This is a genomic window from Ochrobactrum sp. 19YEA23 (genome assembly GCF_029909865.1).
Classification (GTDB): Bacteria; Pseudomonadota; Alphaproteobacteria; order Rhizobiales; family Rhizobiaceae; genus Brucella; species Brucella gambitense.
In genome coordinates, this window is sequence record NZ_JASAMQ010000007.1 from 142,957 (window position 1) to 158,900 (window position 15,944).

Sequence of the window (15,944 nt, forward strand, 5' to 3'; positions counted from 1 at the left end):
GGATTATTCTCCTTCCGGAACCTTGAAGCCGGACTTATCGCTCGTCGGCTTGAATGCACCGTTCAGAGCAGCTGCGCGGCCAGGTTCAGCCTTCGGAGCCAGTTCCTTGAGAGCATCGATCGACAGCGTGTTTGCAACTGCTTCGGTGAGAAGATTGGCCTTCACGACCTTCTCGACTAGGTCAGCCTTTTCGGCGTCTTCCTTGGCCTTCTGGTTGGCGACCATTTCATTTTGTGCATCGACCAGAGGTTTCACAGCGTTGGCCACTGCGGCACCAATGGTCTCGCCGATCTTGGCAAATCCGTCCGTGAGGGTTTTGACCTCATCGGAAAGCGCCTTGAACTGCTCGTCAGAGACAGACATGTCGTCTTCCTTTCGATTGGTTGAGGGAACCCGCTCGGACAGGCCAACGGCCTCCATAATCGCGGTCTTCATTCGCTCCAGCACGGACGCCTTGGAGCGCCGTTCCAAAGCTCGGGCGAGGCTATCCACCGCCCAATCCATTTCGCGGTCAGCATCCTCGATAAACGAGTTGATGACCTCGACTTCCTGCTTTTCACCCTTGGAGTTGACCAACATGCCGACGCCTTGTTCAGGTGTGGCCGCGCCCGGCTCATCAAGCAGGATGGCGTCATGGTCAAATTCAAGGGCTCGAGCGATATGCTTGTAGTTCACGTCACCGTTTGCGGCTTCCAGAAGCGCGAGGAGACCGGTTGACGTATGAATAGGTCCGCCATTGTCGATGGCTTCCAGAACCCGCTTCCCGCCGTCTGAGCGGCTTGCGGTTTCAACGTCGATGACCTTGTCGAGAAACACCCGACCATTCTCACGGCGCACGTTCTCATTCCATGCACCGATCCAGCCTAGATTGATCCCTTCCGGGTCACGCGCTGAGACAAATACACCATTGACCATCGGATGACCGAGCGGCGCCGGTGTTCGTTCGAGACTGGTAAAGCTCTTTTCGATCTCGTCAGCCGGGTACATGATGTCATTCATCACGATGTCGTCTGGGAGAGTTGCAGACGGTACGATAACCACGTCCCGCCCGTTTCTCTTCTCGCGTCGGATCGCACCGGCGTTAGCCAGTGATCGGATATTCACCCGAACGGTTTTCATTGGTTATTCCTCGGTTGCGGGATCGACAGGAAGCCCGGCTGCGGCGGTCAGATCGTCGTCGTCATCCTCACGATATCGCTGTTCGTCCGTGAGTGGTTCCTTGCCGACGACTTCACGCATCTCATCAGCAGTGAATACCAACTCGTTGGTTGCGCTCATCTTCTGGTTGGTATCGGCCATTTTGGCGACACGGTCGATCTTCTCCGCCATGGACGTTTCTGTCAGGTCGGCCCAATCCAGATACCAATCCTTTTCAGGCAGTATGCGGAATCGCTCCAGACGGTTGACGAAGTCCATGATGTTGGGCCGAACCGTGTTAGTACGGCGAGACATGTTCGTCTTGGCCCATTCGTCTGCATCTTCCGTGCTGGCCCGTTCGCCGGTCTGTGAACCGACAAGGATCTTGACCGGTATCGAGATGGACGCTGCGAATGCTTGGAGGGCGATAGCAAAGAAGTGTTCAGGGCTCGGCAGCGTGACACCAAGTGTCTTCGCGGTCATTCCCTGCATCATCAACAGCTTGTCAAAGCCGCGCTGCCAATCTTCGACCTGGTCATTCATACGATCGACAAGCTCATCGACGGGAACGCCCATGATCTTGGCCATTTCATCAAGCTTGGCCTCGGCGTCTACTTCCAGAACCGGTGCTGACTTGGCATTCTTCCAGAAGCCCTCGCCGCCTGCCCCGCTGACCTTCTCCAGTGTAATCAGATCGTTATAGCCGGGCTCCAGAAGTGAGCGGCAATCTAGCGTTCCATCACGTGACCAGACAATCACCCGGTCTGGATGAAGCATGAACTGGCGTGGCTGTCGTGTTTCGTCACCAACGCTCGCTTCATTAAACTGGTACATTTTTGGCTGGCCGTAGGTATCGGACATTTCGTCCGTATCCCACTGCGAGACCTGTAACTGTCCTTCCCACGCCGGGATGACTTCAACCAAGCCTTTCAGCCCGCCTGGCACCGTATCGACAGGTTCAGAGAACTTCTTGTTGTCGGCAAAGCGAAGGATCAGGCCAGAATAAGCGCCAACCAGTGAGCGACGATCCGTTTCCGCAATGCGCGACCAGATGCGCAGGTCTTCGAAGCGTTGGCGAATGTCCGCTTCCAACTTGGTTTCGTCGCTTTTCGTGCCCTCTGATCCGTCCCTCTGCTTCTCCTGTAGGAATGGATTGTCTTGCCATGTCTTCAAGATGGTCTTGTCAACACCAGCTGCCGCAACACCATTTCGGCTATACATGCCGTACAGCATGTCAAACGACAGGTGCTCTGGATATCCGAAGTCAGCATAATGGTTGTGCTTGGCGGCAGCGAAGTGGCCTGGGAATATAGCGTCGAGCCGACGCGCCGCGGCATTGGCCAAGGCTCGAATTGGGTTCATCGGTGCCTCTTGCTAAGGAATAGGGCAGCCGTAGCAGGCGCCTCAATATTGATATTGTCAGCCGCGATCACCGCGTCAGCGAGGTTGTGAGACTTGACGCCTAGATCCTTCTTGAGCTTCAGCTTAGGAACAACGCGCTTCTTGCCTTCGCTCTCCACCCACCAAGGAACGCAAAGTTCAGTGAACAAGGCATCAAGCTTCGCCTTGCCCATCTCAGACGAGAACGACAACACATCTTCAGGCTTGATCGATTGTCCACGAGTTACAGCGTTGAACGTCAGCATTGCCCGACGCGCCGTGTTTGCCCATGCCTGAGCCTTGAGGTTCAAATACTCGTCTTTATTGAGCGGGCTGTTGCTATTGAGCGGATCGCTTGGCTTGTCGCCATCCATGACAGAGCCGCCGGCATGAAATGCGAAATGCTGGACCTTTGATCCGTCAGTCTGGTTCCGCTCATCGATATAGCCACCGACGAAAGCACCAACGCCGATCGTATCGTATGACACCGTTGCACTGAGCAGCTTTGCTTTCGCCCAGACACGCTTGGCATTCTGAACAAGCTCATCCTTACCCGACGCCCAATCATCAGCGTCAACGAAGACGCCCGCAATTTTATCAGCCGTGGCACTTTTGTCCTCGCCATCGTCTGCTGGATCAAATCCAATTATGTTTCGTCCCGTAAGATCAACCTTAAGAAGCTTGTGCGCATCGACGCATGCATTCAGCCAGCGGCGCTTGAAGATTGATAGCTCGCTATCACCTAACGGTACACCACCGTACACATGTTCGAACATTTCCGGGTTACGTTCCTGCATTGCAGCGATATCGCGCAGCGCCTTTTGCGACAGGAACGGATTTTCGGTGTAATCTATCTTCCTCACTACTGAATGAGGCTGCTCGGTGACAACGAAGTTCTTCCAGACATAATCGGTAACAAACTTCGGATTGAACAGAAGGATTGCAAGGCTGTCTTCCTTGCGAATAGTTGGGCCGATAACCACCCACTGATCCTCTGTTAGCTTTTCGGCTTCTTCCACCCAGAGGATATCAACGTCAGACGTGCCCTTGATGTCTTCGAGATTGCGCTCGATGCCGTAGAATATGAACTCCGAGCCCGTGGCGCGATGAATAATAGTTGTCTTCTGGACTTCGTACGATGCTTGCAGGCCGAGGTGATTAATGGCCCACTTCAGCTCGGTATATACGGATTCCTGAATGCGGTTCTGAAAGCGCCTGATGCACAGAACGCGCATCTTTACCGGCAAGTGATCAATCAATCGAATAAGCTGACAAGCCGTGTCTCTTGTCTTGGAGCTCGACCGCCCTCCGTGAAGAACCGCAATATCGGCTTTTCCGAGGAAAACGCGCTCCCAAAAGTCGTACAGGTTCGGGTTGGTGAGATATGTCGCGGCTTCTAGCTCTTTTCGCTGCGCAGCACTTCCCGCCATGTTCTGGTCTCTGTCTGTATAGGGGCGCCGTCGGGCCCAGAGAGTTCGTGCTTCTCGACCATAAATCCAAGCATCTTGGCCAAGTCGACCAAGGCGCCCTTCTTATCGTGGAGCTTGAACTTGATGCGGCGAACGTCTCGCGCATCTTCGCCTCGGCCATCCTTGAAGCCTTCTACCGTAACCTCCGAAAGGGCCGCAGCCTGTTCACGCGTCAGATCGGAGAAATCCAGATATGGGTCACCATCTGTCCCTGCTCGCATGTAATCGAGCATGTTCGAAAAGCCGATCTTGGCCAGTTCCTCGACAATGCGCTCTTTGGTGATTTCAAGCTTGGCAGCGGTCTTTTCCCGCCCTTTGGCAATCGCTTCCTGCACCAAAACATTTAACAACAGGCGGGAACCTTGCTGTTGAGCCGTCTTCTCGCTGTATCCTGCCCGTATTGCTGCCTGAGTGGCGTTCAGGTCCAGCAAATATTGAGCAACAAAAGCTTCCTGCTTAGGTGTTAACTTGGCTTTGCTCGGCATTTTTGAAACCTATAGACCTAACAGCCTTGTTTATGGATCGCTGACATACACCGAACTGATCGGCAAGTTGCCTTTGCGTGATACCGCCTGCCGCATATAAGGCCCGAATTTCTAGAACGTCTGCATTGGAAAGCTTTGCTTGATGGTGCTTTTCGCCTTGAAGGGCGGGCTTCTCAACTCTGTTTCTGCCTTTTATTGCCATATCCAAATTATTATCGGCCCGCGTTCCGCCAAATAAATGGGATGGATTGCAGCAGCTTGGATTGTCGCAACGGTGGCAAACTGCCTCCGGCCTATCGCCAGTAGCGATACCGAAAGCTACTCGATGGGCCAACATCGCAGCATTGCGCGATATGCCCACATGAAACCGCCCATAGCCAAGATTGTCTTTGGCTCCCAGCCAATTCCAACATTCGTTGGCGTCAGCAATGTTCACCTTTGACCAGAACCGGTCTGTGTCAATCAGGTATTCAGCGACAAACCGCTCTTGTTTTGGCGTGAGACTCACGGTTGTAATCCTGATGGGCAAAAGGAGGAGGTTTAGATGACGGCCACGAAAAAAGCAGTTCTGATGCCAGCTATGTCGCTCGCACTCGTGCTAACTGCCACGACGATCTCATTCGCTGACTGCGACGACGCTGTTAACAGCTATAACTCAGCAACGAGCGATATAGAAAGCGCTCTTAAGCGATATGCCAATTGCGTCAGCGATAGCCAAGGCCGAGACGATTGCTACTCTGAGTTTCGCCGATTGCGAAGCGCACAGGATGATTTTGAATCAGCTGTTTCCAGCTATGGCAGTGAATGCGGTTGAGTCCGTCTTTATTGCAATGGCGCAGATAAAGGCGCATGGTGATGTTCTCGGCAGCAATTGACACGGGCGCTGCGGACAAGGGGGCGACCCCAGCCCTAACAAAAGGAAGATTTTTATGTCTTCCAATATCTACAATCGGTTCCTTCGAAAACTTGATCTGAAGTCGTTGCGTGAAGCAATTCTTCGCACGCATGTAAGTGATTCTTCAAACGACGCTCCTCCATCCATATTGAACGAAGATGAGGGGCCAATGTCAGCGTTCTTAGCAACCCGACGCGATCCGATAAAAATGCTGGATTTGTTAGGCTTTCGAAAAACCGAGGAAGCCACAAACCAGACGCGCACCGGCTCAGCGGGCCAAAAAGAGGACGGTGAGCCGCCGGCTAAGCCCCCCTTTCCAATTCCTAGTATAATAGCTGAACGCATCGCTAGAATAGCACGTCGCGGTCGATGAAACGGAAAAATCGAGCCATTATTCAGATATCAATATTTGCGCTTTTTGTTCTAGTTACGGTACTTGTGTGGTTGGGCTTCTTGACCCCCATCGATGTCTAGATATTCTTGAAATCGTATTTTAGGCCGAAAAGCAGAGCGCTTTTCTCGTTCTTGATAAGATTAGCGTGATGTCGCGCTACACTTGAATTTTGACGTTTGCCGTTTCCACACGCCCGGCCCACATCTTAGCCTTAATTGCTTTCCGGTCACATAAGGCGCATGGTAGATATCACGACAGCATTTGGAACGGGCGCTGTCGTTCAGGCTTCAAAAAGCCTAGCCCGCAACGAAGGAGGACGTCATGTCTTCCACCGCCTTGAATTCCAGAAACATTAATATGATTTCCCGCCTTCTTAGGGATGCTCGCAAACCGGGAGACACGCAAGATTTGCGCACCGGTGCGGCGCGATACCTAACGCGCCGTTTTCAGGAAGGCACCTTTGATGAATACAGCCTTCGGATCGCGCTAAAGTCGTTCATCGATAAACACCGGACAATGGCAGAGACCATTGATCGGTAGGACGATGAGGGCGGAGCCCCGGAAACTAAAAGGAGGCCAAAATGGCTCAGAGCATCGAAGAAAAACTAGCGGAACAGATCACAATACTGCGTGAGCAAATAAAGGATTTGTCCTCCCGAGCAGCTAAACAAACAAGCAGCGCCTCCGAAAGCGTAGAACACGCCTTTCACACAACAACCGACGTCGTAAGCGACATCGCAACCGAGGCGCGGGATCAAGGGCAAAAGGCTATTCAGTACACCAAAGACAATCCTGGTATCATTTCTGTTTGGGCCGCCGTCGGTGTGACTGCGGCGATAGCGTATCTTCTGTTACAACGTCGCTAGTTTGCTGAGGGAATACTCGCCCACCGGCGCCTATCAACTAACACTCTAAAGGCGATAGCTATCTGAAATGCGCAGAGGCGTTTGAGGGCCGATGGCTTCTTATTACAGGTACCCGATGAAACCAGAAACCGTAACTAAAATACTCATTGGCATTTTTCTCTTAATATTGATGTGGTGCTTGTACCTCGTGTTGGGCACTTCATACTGACCTTCCGCTCAAGGCGGGGCTGAAAAGAGCGCATATTCCATTTATTAATGCGCTTGTCAGCCCCTTTCGGGCGAGGCTCTCACAACGTCTTTACGCCACCATTAACCGACTACGCTTTCTTCGCTTGCCGTCAGCTACATGCGAGGAGCCGCGTCGCTTTCCGTTGAATGCTCCGCCCCGAAACTTTCGCGCAAGGTTCGCACCTGACCCTTGTTCTATGGAATCAACGGGGGCAACTGTTTCATGAATGACGGCAGCAAGAAAACTCGAAGGGGTAGACCTCGTAATCCAATCGAGAAAGTTAGCTTGTCGATACGGCTCGAAGTCGAACTCGTTAACTGGATTGTAGAGAACGAACCGAATTGGCGCGAAAGGATAGCTGATTTGATACGAAATGAATTCCAACCCCGCATGCAATAAAAAAGCGGCCCGAAGACCGCCTTGCAAATCGGGTTGCGCCTTAAGCACAAATCACCACAATACAAAATATAGTGTAATTCGCTTAAGCGGGCAACTACCTATCGCGTTTTATAGCCCCAATGCACCGATAATTCTTCAAGGCCATCTTTGATGTAGTCGCTGAATGTCGTCTTCTCGCGCTGGGTCTTGGCTATGTCGGTAATTTCCATGCCCTGCCCGACGACTTTGATCATGAGATCGAAGGTGCGTTTGCCGATGATAGGCAGACAGCTATTGAGATGATGCGTTGCCTCGACCACGCGATCAGGCAGCGGATCGAGCGCCTTGCCGCCGTCAACCTGAACCCGGCCATAGTCGATTGCGATAGCGCCCTTAGCACCGGACTGCTCCCAGTACATGCGGAACCGTCCAGCCGCCGCCCACTGCGCATCATTGATATGGCCGCGCGCGTAAAGCGTGCCCACGGCGCTTTCCTTGATATTGACCAGAGCGTCAACCTTGATCGGGTTGGACCTGGAGGGCTGATGCGCCGGGTTAAAGTGCGGATTGGGGGTGCCGCACACGCGCACCGTTGATTTGAGGCTTCCCGGCTCCTCATGCTTGCGCCGCGCCACTTTAAGGGCGTCGCGCAATCTCTTGTCTGCAATCTTCCTCTGTTCAGTCATCGCCGCCATGTCCGTTCCTCGCTTGCCTTTAAACTGCCTGCCAGATGATTATTGCTAGAGGGATCAGGAACAGCAGCTTCAGAAGGGTGTTAGCTTTCTGCACCTGCTCTAATTCCATCTCCATAAGGTAGATGTATAGCCACCGCTCCCCGTCGCGCTGCCACCTATCTTCTAGGGTCATCTTTCCCATGTCCGTTCCTCGCTGACTGGGGTTATTGAATGCTCTTGCGCTTCAATGACGGTCGCTTGCCTTCCACATCGTCATTGATATGGCCCGTAAGGTCGTCACCGAGGATGCTGTCGATATAGTCGGGGCTGACTTTTACTTGCATCTGATAAACGCGATCATTCGGAGCGTTTTCCGAAACGGTGATGACTGTCACCGGCTCATCCGATGAGAATGTGAAAAAGCCATCAGCGTCCATTTCCACGAGTATTCGGTTCATCGATCTCTCCTATGCCGCGTGTTTGGATTGGTTTTTCATGGAAAGACTGCGCGCAGCATGAAGGCGTGCTGACACCTGCGCTTCTGACAGGCCCATGATCTTCGCTATTTCGTAGGTGTTGTTGCCAAGTTCAAATAGCTCTGACACACGGGATTTGGCGCAACGTTTCCGGTCGCCTGACAACACATACTCGAGCTTAGTGGTAGATATGCCGATAGTCGCTGTTATCCGTTCCCTGCCCATGCCTTGATTGCGAAGCTTATGGATTTGCTCGACGTCAGCTTTGGTGAGCTTCTTCGGCCTGTGGGACAGGTCGCGCTCGATGCCGTGCTTGATCAGGCAATTGAGGATTGACGAATGGTCGCGCTGAAACATCCGCCCCAGCCAGAGAAGCGATTTCTTCGGGCGCGCCAATGCAGCTACGCAGATTGCTGTATGCCGAACTTTCAGGATTCTATGGCTACGCCCTTCAGCAAACACTTCCGCTGGGGTAACGTCAGTTCCAGCGCATACTGCCGCGACAATGGCTTTCACCGGAATATGTCGGTCCTGCAAATCTGCGCTTACGGTCTTTGTTTCCTCAAACTGTCGAACCGCCTCACGCGCCAAGTCGTCAAAGCTAAGTTCCGGCTCAATAGCAGGCTCGCTTTCAACAATCTCTGGTTCCGGTAATGGCGGCTGTGCTTCTATTGCAAGCGCTCGTTCTTCCGCTGCCTTCCTTGCAAGGTAAGCCCGTGCTGCGCGTTCTGTGTTGGATGAATAGGCGGCGAACATTAGACTGCCTCCCCGCGTGCGGCGAGCATGGCGTCGGCGTATAGATATGCGTTGGTCGCCAAATTGCGCCTGATATCCGCGTCCGTACGATACGGACCTATTTCCTTGTTGAAATCGGAAACGAATTCACTGGCAAGAAACCCTTGAAGCGCCTTAGCTGCGATGTAATCGCGGAGCGTCATGCCGCCTTCACACTGGGCGTCGTAACCTAGGCGTTGCTTCTCCTTGGCGTGCTGGCGCTGATGGAAACCTGTAATTTCTGGAAACGCTGGACCACCTGTTTGAATGTCGGCCATCACGCGGCCCTCCCTTTTGGAAATGAATAGCAGCGGGCGAGTCCAGCGGGCTTTTCGATGGCTCCGCGCTTGACGAGGTTGTGCACAAGGCGATGCCCGCTTGTTCTTGATGAAAAGCCAAGGCCGATACGAATTTCATCGTAGGACGGTCCATAGCCATTTGATGCGATGTAGCCCTTGATGAAATCCAAGGCCTCTTTCTGCTTTGGAGTTAGCGTGTTCATGCTGCCCTCCCTACTTGCTTGAATGATCCGCTAGGAGCGGAGGTGAGATTGTCGATATTGAATTCGTGGCCGTTGGCTTCTGCCGCGGCTTTCAACCTAGCTGCGCATGCTTCCGGGCTGACGTCATATTGATCGCGCTTGGCGTCATCCTTGGCGCCCTCTGCCTGCATCTGGGCTTTGATGGCTTGCCACTTGGCAGATGCGCGCTGACGGCTTTCTGGCGTCCATGTCGATTGCGAGTGCTCGCGCTGACGCTTTTCTTCGTGCTGTTCCTTGAGAATTTCAGCTTCGCGTCGGTCGCGGGCTTCTGCCTCCCGGATAGGTCGCATGACCTCATCGCACTGAAGGCGGAGTTCCGGTGGCGACGGCATGAACCCGTGGCCGAGCGAGCCGCGAAGGATGTTATCCACGGCCCGTTCCAGCCCGTGCTTCGTCACGCCGTCCAGAGCCTTCATGTAGGCCATTTTCTCGGCGTCCGGGTTACCCAAGGCGCGAGTAGGCAAGACGGACAGACCCGCCATCGCTGCGGCTATATCCGTCGCCGTGGCTAAGGTCCAAAACTGATCCTTCTTCGCTATCTGGTTCATGGCTCTGTCCGCTGTGTTTGTTGAATTCGTCTATCCACATCTGTTGCCGTGGATTGGCAGGGGCTGATTGCTTTGGAGGGGGATCAGCACGCTTCGGGATTGGCTCGTCGGTCCAGCACTGGCCGTTCAGCCACGTCGAAGCGTGTTTGGTGAATTCCGGGTTTTCGCCTTGGCGGTCAGCAGCGTATCTACGGACGCCGGCGAGGATCGTTTCAAGCTCGGTCTGCTTTCGAGCAGCACGGAAAGCCTTGAGAGCCTGCCCCTTGCCGACACGACGTGGATAGGCTGGCCAAAACTGTTGCTCGAACTCGGTTTCGAGCGAAATTGAGGAAGCGTTAGCTTCCGAAATCGTGGAAGGGGTAGTTTTTTCTTTAGGGGGTGTGGGGGAGGTTTCTTTTTTAGGGGAAACCACATCCGTTACCGTAACGCCCGTAACGTTACTTTCGTTAATAGTAACGCCCTGCGCTGCCTTCCGCTTGGCACGGAACCGGGCCTGACGTTCAGCGTTTGATGACCGCGAAGACATCGAAGCCTTAACGACCGCAGCAATCTGCTCGGCTGTGCAACCGCTGGCAACCATGGCATCAAGGATTTCTGGCTTGATCATGCCGCCTGCGCCTCCTCGGCGCGCTGCAAGATGGCTTCCCTGCCGAATTCCCCAAAATACTTGTGTGCGGCTAGTCTGTAGGCTTCCTTTGCGTCTTCTAATTCACTGTAGAGGCCAAGGTATTTGCTGTTTCCAGATACCCGGATACGAGCTTGCCATTTACCAGTATGTACATGCCAAGTTACGCCTTTGACACCTGAAGACGCATATACATCTGCCCTGTTTGCGCCATTCTGACTACGTGTCGCTTCCCGCAGGTTGGGGAACCTGTTATCCGACCTAATTAGGTTGGCGTGATCTACAAGATCAGATGGCATCCGCCCCGTCATGTAGAGAATAGCCAATCGATGCGCACGGTAAGCTCTGCTATCTATCGATATAGAGACGTACCCATTCTCCAAAACACTGCCAGCCGTTTTGCCTGCATAACGAACGTTCCACGCGTTAAAGGCTCTGGCTGTATTGAAATGCGAACGGCAGCGCTCCAGCCATGTAAAAGCCCCGGAGGTTGGATCATAAGCCAAGCATTCCTTCAAATAATCTTGGGTAATCATGATGCTAACGCCTCCTCGGCTCTAGTGAGGATCACGACACATTCTTCTTCAATATTTGGGCACCACGTCATGGAAAGCCGTTCACAGAGATTGTCGTTCTTGATGACCTTGTAATGCTGGAGAACGTCGAGGATGGCTTTCAGCCTGTTATCCAGATCGGCGCGCTTATGCGGGCGCTTCAAGGCAACCTGAATGCTGAATGGACCGTCGATGAATTCATTCTTCCGCGCTAGGAAATAGCCACAGTCATTGCGCCACTTCGCATATTCAGGCGAGAGGCGGCGCGTCTTGCCCCAGCCGACATAGATATCCCAGACAGAAGGTGGGAACGGGAGCGAGAGCTTCATCATGCCGCCTCGCCTTCTGCCTTGCGGGCGATGGCTTCGAGGATAGCGTGCCCTATTATTTCCGGGACTTGCGGGACGACTGCGTTCCCCAATTCTTCAAGGCGGTCCACCCGATGGGGAACCCCATTAGCCACTCGACCCAATCCGGGTTCAACTGACCACTGTCCGACGCCATCACTGCATGATCCAGCCGATCCCCTGACTGATCCCGACCGTTCTTCCTTGTTAAAGCAGCCTGGGAAGAACCTTTGTGCATGGTCGCAGTCGGTGTCGGCCAACGTTTTGCCGCGGCTGGCAGCCCATTCCTCGGATTCGAAGTGTCGAAGTTCCCCCGCTTCATCGCCTCGTTCGCACGAGGTGTTGGCCAGATAGGCTTTAGAAAGTCCCTCGGAGAGCGACCCGCTGATCGGCGCGCAACCGCTTTCGTGTTGCTCGCCTCTGGGGTTGGCAACAATCCATATTCTGTCTCTCCTGTGAGGGGCACCAACGGAACTCGCCGGTATGCAATGCCATTCCGCGTCATGCCCGATCTCGGCCAAGTCTCCGAGAACCGTTCCCAGCCCTCGACTAAGCAAAGCTGCCACGTTCTCCAGCACTGCCCTGACTGGTCGTACCACGCGAATGGCTCGAATGACTTCCCGGTACAATCCAGAACGGGAGCCGGACAGTCCGGCGCCTGCACCGGCAAAGCTAAGGTCTTGGCATGGGAAGCCAGCTGTAATGACATCTGCTTCTCCTTCATGAAATTCATATGTTGTCACGTCGCCATGGCACGGTACGCCCGGAAAATTCTTTGCAAGTACAGCCTGTGCATGTGGCTTCATTTCGCAGAACGCGACGGTTTCAAAGCCTCCTGTGCGTTCCAAGCCAAGTGAGAACCCGCCAATGCCGCTGAATAGATCGAGGACGCGAAGCTTGTTCATGCTCCACCTCCGAATAGTTCACCCTGTCGAGCGTCTTTCCGGTCGAGCATGCGTAGAACCGTCTCGCCTTGGTGTTCCTTGTCCCAGACGAACCAAGCATTGAGCATTGGCGGCGCGCCCTGCCCTGTGAAGTCGATGCGCCAGCGCATTATATAAACGCGAGACGGCGTGTACTGCGCCCAGAGCTGAGCGCGTTCAGCACCTGAACCCATCCAGTTCACCGGCAGTAACAGCGCCATGTATTCCACGGCGAGATTTTCAAGCGCGTGGCGTACCCAACCCGGGTCTTTGTTGCATTCCTGAAAAGGAGGATTCGTAACGATGGCTGGTGCCGGTGAAACCGGGAAATCATACAAAGACCGGATATCCGCATCGCAGCCGCGATCAATCAAGTCGGATGCACGAACGACAAGGCCGAGAGATTCCATTTCGCGCACCATAGCTCCGTCACCGGCAGCCGGTTCCCAGATGCAAGGGAAGTCGCGCAGGCGTTCAATCTCAGCATGGAGGAATGCGCGTGTAGGTTCTGGCGGCGTCGGATAGAAATCGTCTTTCTCACGAACGAGGGAATCGGCTTTTACAATCTCGCCATCGAGCATGATGTGAACCGGCTTCGCCTTGTTTCCTGTCGCCCTGAAAAGGCCGCGTGCGGTTGCTGTCATCACACCCTCCAAGCTGCATAGCTGAGGCAGATGATGAGAATGAGCACAGGCAAACCGATGATGAGCGCAAACACGGCTGCAATCGACTGCGCCTCAATGTTTGCTGGTACGAATTCATCGTCAAGAATTTCCGGGCATATCCACTCTGCGAGAGATGCGCGCCTTTTAGCGGATTTCTGCAGATGACGAGCTATCGCGACCCGCGTCGACTGAGGCAAGGAAAGCATCAATCTTTGTAAGCCGCTGGCGAATGTCTCTTTGCTCACGTCTGGCTTCCTCTATCTTCGCCTCCCGAAGGGCGTCTTTTTCTTCCCCGTCAATTCGACGGGCTGCGCCTTCCCAAATGGAACGAATGCGCCTCATGGTAATTTCTTTGGAAACACGGCTACGGATAAAGCAAAACGCTTCGTACTGAGCGTTCTTAGCGCTTCCGTATCTTTTCTCTGGGAACGCTTCTTTGATCGCGTTCATTGAAAAAGTCGTGTCACTCATTGACGATCTCTTGTCACGCTTTGACAACACCTTGTCGCTCTCCATGGCTATAGTGGACGCCATGGAAGAGAGACTTGCGAAAACAAACAAAGGACTTCGGATTGTTACGGGCGACACGGGCGGCAACCCGGTCGGCCTGAGAGATGAAAACTTCATATCGATTGGCGAAGCGGCTTGGAGAGTGCTCGGCAAAGCACGAAAAGCAGCGATTGCCCGACAGAAAGAAATCAAAGACGCGGTAGAACGTGACCCTGCTGTTCTGGGTTTGAGGGGTTCCCCGATCACGCAACAGCATGCCGCGTCCCAAACTGCGGGAGATCATGCTGAATTTGGAAGAGCGCGACGGAAATCCCGACGCCCCGCAGAATAGTGAATTTGAGATTGAGCAGGAGATGTTCCTCATCATCGCCGCCTTACTTCTGCTCATGAGGGAGAACCTCGCCACGCTTATCGAAGGTGGCGAGGTTCTTTTCGTCTGCCGCTTGGGGGGGGGCTTGAGGGGAGACAGACGAAATGGAAACAGTTGCGGGGCTTTCACCCGCTCCGGCATGGCTCACGCTACCGTCATCCGGCCTTTGCCGGGACACCTCACGGGCGTTTTCCGCTGCCGCACTTCCAGTCTCAAAAGAGCCTTCCGTGGCGCGGTCCATCTCTGGGAGGAGAATTGACTTTGACCAATCAGCGACAGCCTGCAGGCACACAAAGATGCACCCATGGCAAATTGCAACGTGTGCCGGTCCGGCGATCATCATCGGAACTTCGTCCTGATCCTTGCCGCAGAATGAACAGTAAATTTTGCTCATTCCGCACCTCCCTCGCGTGCATGCACGTGAGAGGAGCCATGAAGGGCTTCCCAATACAGATCGAAAACCATGTTCTGTTCTTCACGAACATGCGTGTCCATGCGCCGAGCGGCGACGATCTTCTTGACGATCTTCGCGTCATAACCGCGAGCCTTAAGCTCCTTGTATGTTTCGGACTTGTCAGCGTTGCGCTCGCGGATGAATTCCTCATCACGTTCGATACGCTCAACAAATGCGCGAAGCTCGGCAACTTGGATAACGTCGCTCATATTGACGCCCTCACAGAACGGGGGCGCTTGGGAGAAGGAACCTTGCCGCCACTTGCCAACATCGAAAGAAGCTTCAGCGCCGGTCCGCGTGGCTGCATGCCTGCTTCCCACAGCGATACTGTGCTTTGGTCAACGCCTATTGCAGCGCCAAGCTGGGCTTGGGTCATCTTCAAGTTGGTGCGGAGTGAGCGGACATCGATTTTCTGTTCCATATCGCAACTATGGAAAACTCATAGTTATTTGTCAATGAGTTTCTCATAGAGGATTATGACATAATCACAGCCATGGAACTTCATGAAAGATTAGCAGCTGCTCGCAAGCAAGCAGGCTTCGACAAAGCGTCGGATGCTGCCGAGGCCCTCGGCGTGCCATATCCAACATATGCCGGGCATGAAAATGGAAGCTCAGGCTTCAGGGCTGATAAAGGGGAGATGTATGCCAAGCGGTTCAAAGTGCGCTTTGAATGGCTGATGCGCGGGACCGGCCCCATGGTCGATCTCGCGTCGAAGTATCGTGAGATACTTATGGCTTATGATAGCCTTCCTCCAGATCTTCAGGAGAGCTATGCCGATGTTTTGCGCAAGCTTGCAGCGCCTTACCAACCAGCAGAGCCTCATCAAGAACAGGCTCAGGCAAAAGCAAAATCATCTTCAGAGTAGCATCGCGCTCAATGATTCTGCGCATTTCCAGCAGTGATAAGCCGCCAGCGATGCCCCGCAATTCCACAAGGGTCTGATCCCTTTTAGAAATTGTACGCGGCTTATACCTGATCATTTACACCCCCCCGAGCTAAATTTTTTCCATCTCTTCGACTTCTGGCGGCAGTTTGTCGCCATGAGCATAGATTAGCTTTGGCGGGTCAAAATCGCCTGTGTCTGCATCGCCTGTATTGGTGAAGGCGATAACCATGGGGCTGCTTGCCGCCATGCGTTCTGCCGTTCGCTTCGCATGCGCTACGTCCTTTGCAATGAAAGGGGTGTCCGGGCGCAGATTACCGCCCTTTACCTTCGTGTAGCTCTGCACGATATAATTGGTTTGCAT

General features: G+C 53.7%; 27 protein-coding genes and 1 pseudogene. 4 read left to right on the forward strand and 24 right to left on the reverse strand.

The window, feature by feature from the left end:
• Nucleotides 1-3: 3 nt before the first annotated feature.
• The 6 genes from QBD01_RS18095 to QBD01_RS18120 form a co-directional block, all read right to left on the reverse strand.
• Nucleotides 4-1,119 carry a hypothetical protein gene (locus QBD01_RS18095; protein ID WP_280993970.1) on the reverse strand — a complete coding sequence of 372 codons (1,116 nt, stop codon included), beginning with the start codon at nucleotides 1,117-1,119 and terminating at the stop codon, nucleotides 4-6.
• Between the two features lie 3 nt (nucleotides 1,120-1,122).
• Nucleotides 1,123-2,499 (reverse strand): anti-CBASS protein Acb1 family protein, encoded by a 1,377-nt coding sequence (locus QBD01_RS18100; protein WP_280993971.1) that lies wholly within the window; start codon nucleotides 2,497-2,499, stop codon nucleotides 1,123-1,125.
• Complete coding sequence (locus tag QBD01_RS18105; protein WP_280993972.1) at nucleotides 2,496-3,947, reverse strand: PBSX family phage terminase large subunit; 1,452 nt, start codon at nucleotides 3,945-3,947, stop codon at nucleotides 2,496-2,498. The genes QBD01_RS18100 and QBD01_RS18105 overlap by 4 nt, the downstream gene beginning before the upstream one ends.
• Nucleotides 3,914-4,471: a terminase small subunit gene (locus QBD01_RS18110; RefSeq protein WP_280993973.1), complete on the reverse strand. Its 558-nt coding sequence runs from the start codon at nucleotides 4,469-4,471 to the stop codon at nucleotides 3,914-3,916. Before QBD01_RS18110 ends, QBD01_RS18105 begins: the two co-directional genes overlap by 34 nt.
• Complete coding sequence (locus QBD01_RS18115) at nucleotides 4,443-4,979, reverse strand: HNH endonuclease (RefSeq protein WP_280993974.1); 537 nt, start codon at nucleotides 4,977-4,979, stop codon at nucleotides 4,443-4,445. Before QBD01_RS18115 ends, QBD01_RS18110 begins: the two co-directional genes overlap by 29 nt.
• Nucleotides 4,980-5,175: 196 nt before the next feature.
• The gene (locus QBD01_RS18120; protein WP_280993975.1) at nucleotides 5,176-5,478 is read right to left on the reverse strand and encodes a hypothetical protein; all 303 of its coding nucleotides are present in this window, start codon (nucleotides 5,476-5,478) and stop codon (nucleotides 5,176-5,178) included.
• Between the two features lie 603 nt (nucleotides 5,479-6,081).
• Here QBD01_RS18120 and QBD01_RS18125 point away from each other — a divergent pair.
• Nucleotides 6,082-6,300, forward strand: a complete 219-nt coding sequence (locus tag QBD01_RS18125) for a hypothetical protein (RefSeq protein WP_280993976.1) — start codon at nucleotides 6,082-6,084, stop codon at nucleotides 6,298-6,300.
• Between the two features lie 41 nt (nucleotides 6,301-6,341).
• Complete coding sequence (locus tag QBD01_RS18130) at nucleotides 6,342-6,626, forward strand: hypothetical protein (protein ID WP_182520178.1); 285 nt, start codon at nucleotides 6,342-6,344, stop codon at nucleotides 6,624-6,626.
• 726 nt (nucleotides 6,627-7,352) lie between these two features.
• On the opposite strand, the gene QBD01_RS18135 is transcribed toward QBD01_RS18130, so the two are convergent.
• The 14 genes from QBD01_RS18135 to QBD01_RS18200 all read right to left on the reverse strand — a co-directional run bounded on the left by QBD01_RS18135 (nucleotide 7,353) and on the right by QBD01_RS18200 (nucleotide 14,258).
• Nucleotides 7,353-7,928: a hypothetical protein gene (locus QBD01_RS18135; RefSeq protein ID WP_280993977.1), complete on the reverse strand. Its 576-nt coding sequence runs from the start codon at nucleotides 7,926-7,928 to the stop codon at nucleotides 7,353-7,355.
• A 19-nt stretch (nucleotides 7,929-7,947) separates the two neighbouring features.
• On the reverse strand, nucleotides 7,948-8,109 hold the full coding sequence (locus QBD01_RS18140) for a hypothetical protein (protein ID WP_280993978.1): 162 nt from the start codon (nucleotides 8,107-8,109) through the stop codon (nucleotides 7,948-7,950).
• Nucleotides 8,110-8,131: 22 nt separating this feature from the next.
• Complete coding sequence (locus tag QBD01_RS18145; protein WP_280993979.1) at nucleotides 8,132-8,365, reverse strand: hypothetical protein; 234 nt, start codon at nucleotides 8,363-8,365, stop codon at nucleotides 8,132-8,134.
• Between the two features lie 9 nt (nucleotides 8,366-8,374).
• The gene (locus QBD01_RS18150) at nucleotides 8,375-9,139 is read right to left on the reverse strand and encodes a helix-turn-helix domain-containing protein (RefSeq protein ID WP_280993980.1); all 765 of its coding nucleotides are present in this window, start codon (nucleotides 9,137-9,139) and stop codon (nucleotides 8,375-8,377) included.
• Nucleotides 9,139-9,435, reverse strand: coding sequence for a hypothetical protein (locus QBD01_RS18155; protein ID WP_280993981.1), 297 nt, complete (start codon nucleotides 9,433-9,435; stop codon nucleotides 9,139-9,141). The genes QBD01_RS18150 and QBD01_RS18155 overlap by 1 nt, the downstream gene beginning before the upstream one ends.
• A complete protein-coding gene (locus tag QBD01_RS18160) occupies nucleotides 9,435-9,659 on the reverse strand; it encodes a hypothetical protein (RefSeq protein ID WP_280993982.1) in 225 nt (74 codons plus the stop codon). Before QBD01_RS18160 ends, QBD01_RS18155 begins: the two co-directional genes overlap by 1 nt.
• On the reverse strand, nucleotides 9,656-10,123 hold the full coding sequence (locus QBD01_RS18165; RefSeq protein ID WP_280993983.1) for a hypothetical protein: 468 nt from the start codon (nucleotides 10,121-10,123) through the stop codon (nucleotides 9,656-9,658). The genes QBD01_RS18160 and QBD01_RS18165 overlap by 4 nt, the downstream gene beginning before the upstream one ends.
• Nucleotides 10,124-10,139: 16 nt before the next feature.
• On the reverse strand, nucleotides 10,140-10,853 hold the full coding sequence (locus tag QBD01_RS18170; RefSeq protein WP_280993984.1) for a hypothetical protein: 714 nt from the start codon (nucleotides 10,851-10,853) through the stop codon (nucleotides 10,140-10,142).
• Nucleotides 10,850-11,407, reverse strand: a complete 558-nt coding sequence (locus QBD01_RS18175) for an HNH endonuclease (RefSeq protein ID WP_280993985.1) — start codon at nucleotides 11,405-11,407, stop codon at nucleotides 10,850-10,852. The genes QBD01_RS18170 and QBD01_RS18175 overlap by 4 nt, the downstream gene beginning before the upstream one ends.
• Entirely contained in the window at nucleotides 11,404-11,757 is a 354-nt protein-coding gene (locus tag QBD01_RS18180; RefSeq protein WP_280993986.1) for a RusA family crossover junction endodeoxyribonuclease, read from the reverse strand. The genes QBD01_RS18175 and QBD01_RS18180 overlap by 4 nt, the downstream gene beginning before the upstream one ends.
• Nucleotides 11,754-12,677 carry a DNA cytosine methyltransferase gene (locus QBD01_RS18185; protein ID WP_280993987.1) on the reverse strand — a complete coding sequence of 308 codons (924 nt, stop codon included), beginning with the start codon at nucleotides 12,675-12,677 and terminating at the stop codon, nucleotides 11,754-11,756. Before QBD01_RS18185 ends, QBD01_RS18180 begins: the two co-directional genes overlap by 4 nt.
• Nucleotides 12,674-13,339: a hypothetical protein gene (locus QBD01_RS18190; protein ID WP_280993988.1), complete on the reverse strand. Its 666-nt coding sequence runs from the start codon at nucleotides 13,337-13,339 to the stop codon at nucleotides 12,674-12,676. The genes QBD01_RS18185 and QBD01_RS18190 overlap by 4 nt, the downstream gene beginning before the upstream one ends.
• 165 nt (nucleotides 13,340-13,504) lie before the next feature.
• Nucleotides 13,505-13,831: a hypothetical protein gene (locus tag QBD01_RS18195; protein ID WP_280993989.1), complete on the reverse strand. Its 327-nt coding sequence runs from the start codon at nucleotides 13,829-13,831 to the stop codon at nucleotides 13,505-13,507.
• Nucleotides 13,832-13,844: 13 nt separating this feature from the next.
• The gene (locus QBD01_RS18200) at nucleotides 13,845-14,258 is read right to left on the reverse strand and encodes a hypothetical protein (RefSeq protein ID WP_392391437.1); all 414 of its coding nucleotides are present in this window, start codon (nucleotides 14,256-14,258) and stop codon (nucleotides 13,845-13,847) included.
• On the opposite strand from QBD01_RS18200, the gene QBD01_RS18205 reads away from it, so the two are divergent.
• Nucleotides 14,152-14,499, forward strand: a complete 348-nt coding sequence (locus tag QBD01_RS18205; RefSeq protein WP_280993991.1) for a hypothetical protein — start codon at nucleotides 14,152-14,154, stop codon at nucleotides 14,497-14,499. The two genes, QBD01_RS18200 and QBD01_RS18205, sit on opposite strands and share 107 nt — an antisense overlap.
• Before the next feature lie 27 nt (nucleotides 14,500-14,526).
• Here QBD01_RS18205 and QBD01_RS25455 read toward each other — a convergent pair.
• The 3 genes and pseudogenes from QBD01_RS25455 to QBD01_RS25460 all read right to left on the reverse strand — a co-directional run.
• Nucleotides 14,527-14,634, reverse strand: a pseudogene (locus tag QBD01_RS25455) (ClpX C4-type zinc finger protein); the annotation flags it as partial.
• Nucleotides 14,631-14,903 carry a GapR family DNA-binding domain-containing protein gene (locus QBD01_RS18210; protein WP_280993992.1) on the reverse strand — a complete coding sequence of 91 codons (273 nt, stop codon included), beginning with the start codon at nucleotides 14,901-14,903 and terminating at the stop codon, nucleotides 14,631-14,633. The pseudogene QBD01_RS25455 and the gene QBD01_RS18210, both read right to left, overlap by 4 nt.
• Nucleotides 14,900-15,115: a helix-turn-helix domain-containing protein gene (locus QBD01_RS25460; protein ID WP_392391438.1), complete on the reverse strand. Its 216-nt coding sequence runs from the start codon at nucleotides 15,113-15,115 to the stop codon at nucleotides 14,900-14,902. The genes QBD01_RS18210 and QBD01_RS25460 overlap by 4 nt, the downstream gene beginning before the upstream one ends.
• Before the next feature lie 72 nt (nucleotides 15,116-15,187).
• Between QBD01_RS25460 and QBD01_RS18215 the strand changes: the two genes are divergently transcribed.
• On the forward strand, nucleotides 15,188-15,562 hold the full coding sequence (locus tag QBD01_RS18215; protein WP_231193233.1) for a helix-turn-helix transcriptional regulator: 375 nt from the start codon (nucleotides 15,188-15,190) through the stop codon (nucleotides 15,560-15,562).
• A gap of 130 nt (nucleotides 15,563-15,692) precedes the next feature.
• Here QBD01_RS18215 and QBD01_RS18220 read toward each other — a convergent pair whose 3' ends face one another.
• Nucleotides 15,693-15,944: a hypothetical protein gene (locus tag QBD01_RS18220; protein ID WP_280993993.1), complete on the reverse strand. Its 252-nt coding sequence runs from the start codon at nucleotides 15,942-15,944 to the stop codon at nucleotides 15,693-15,695.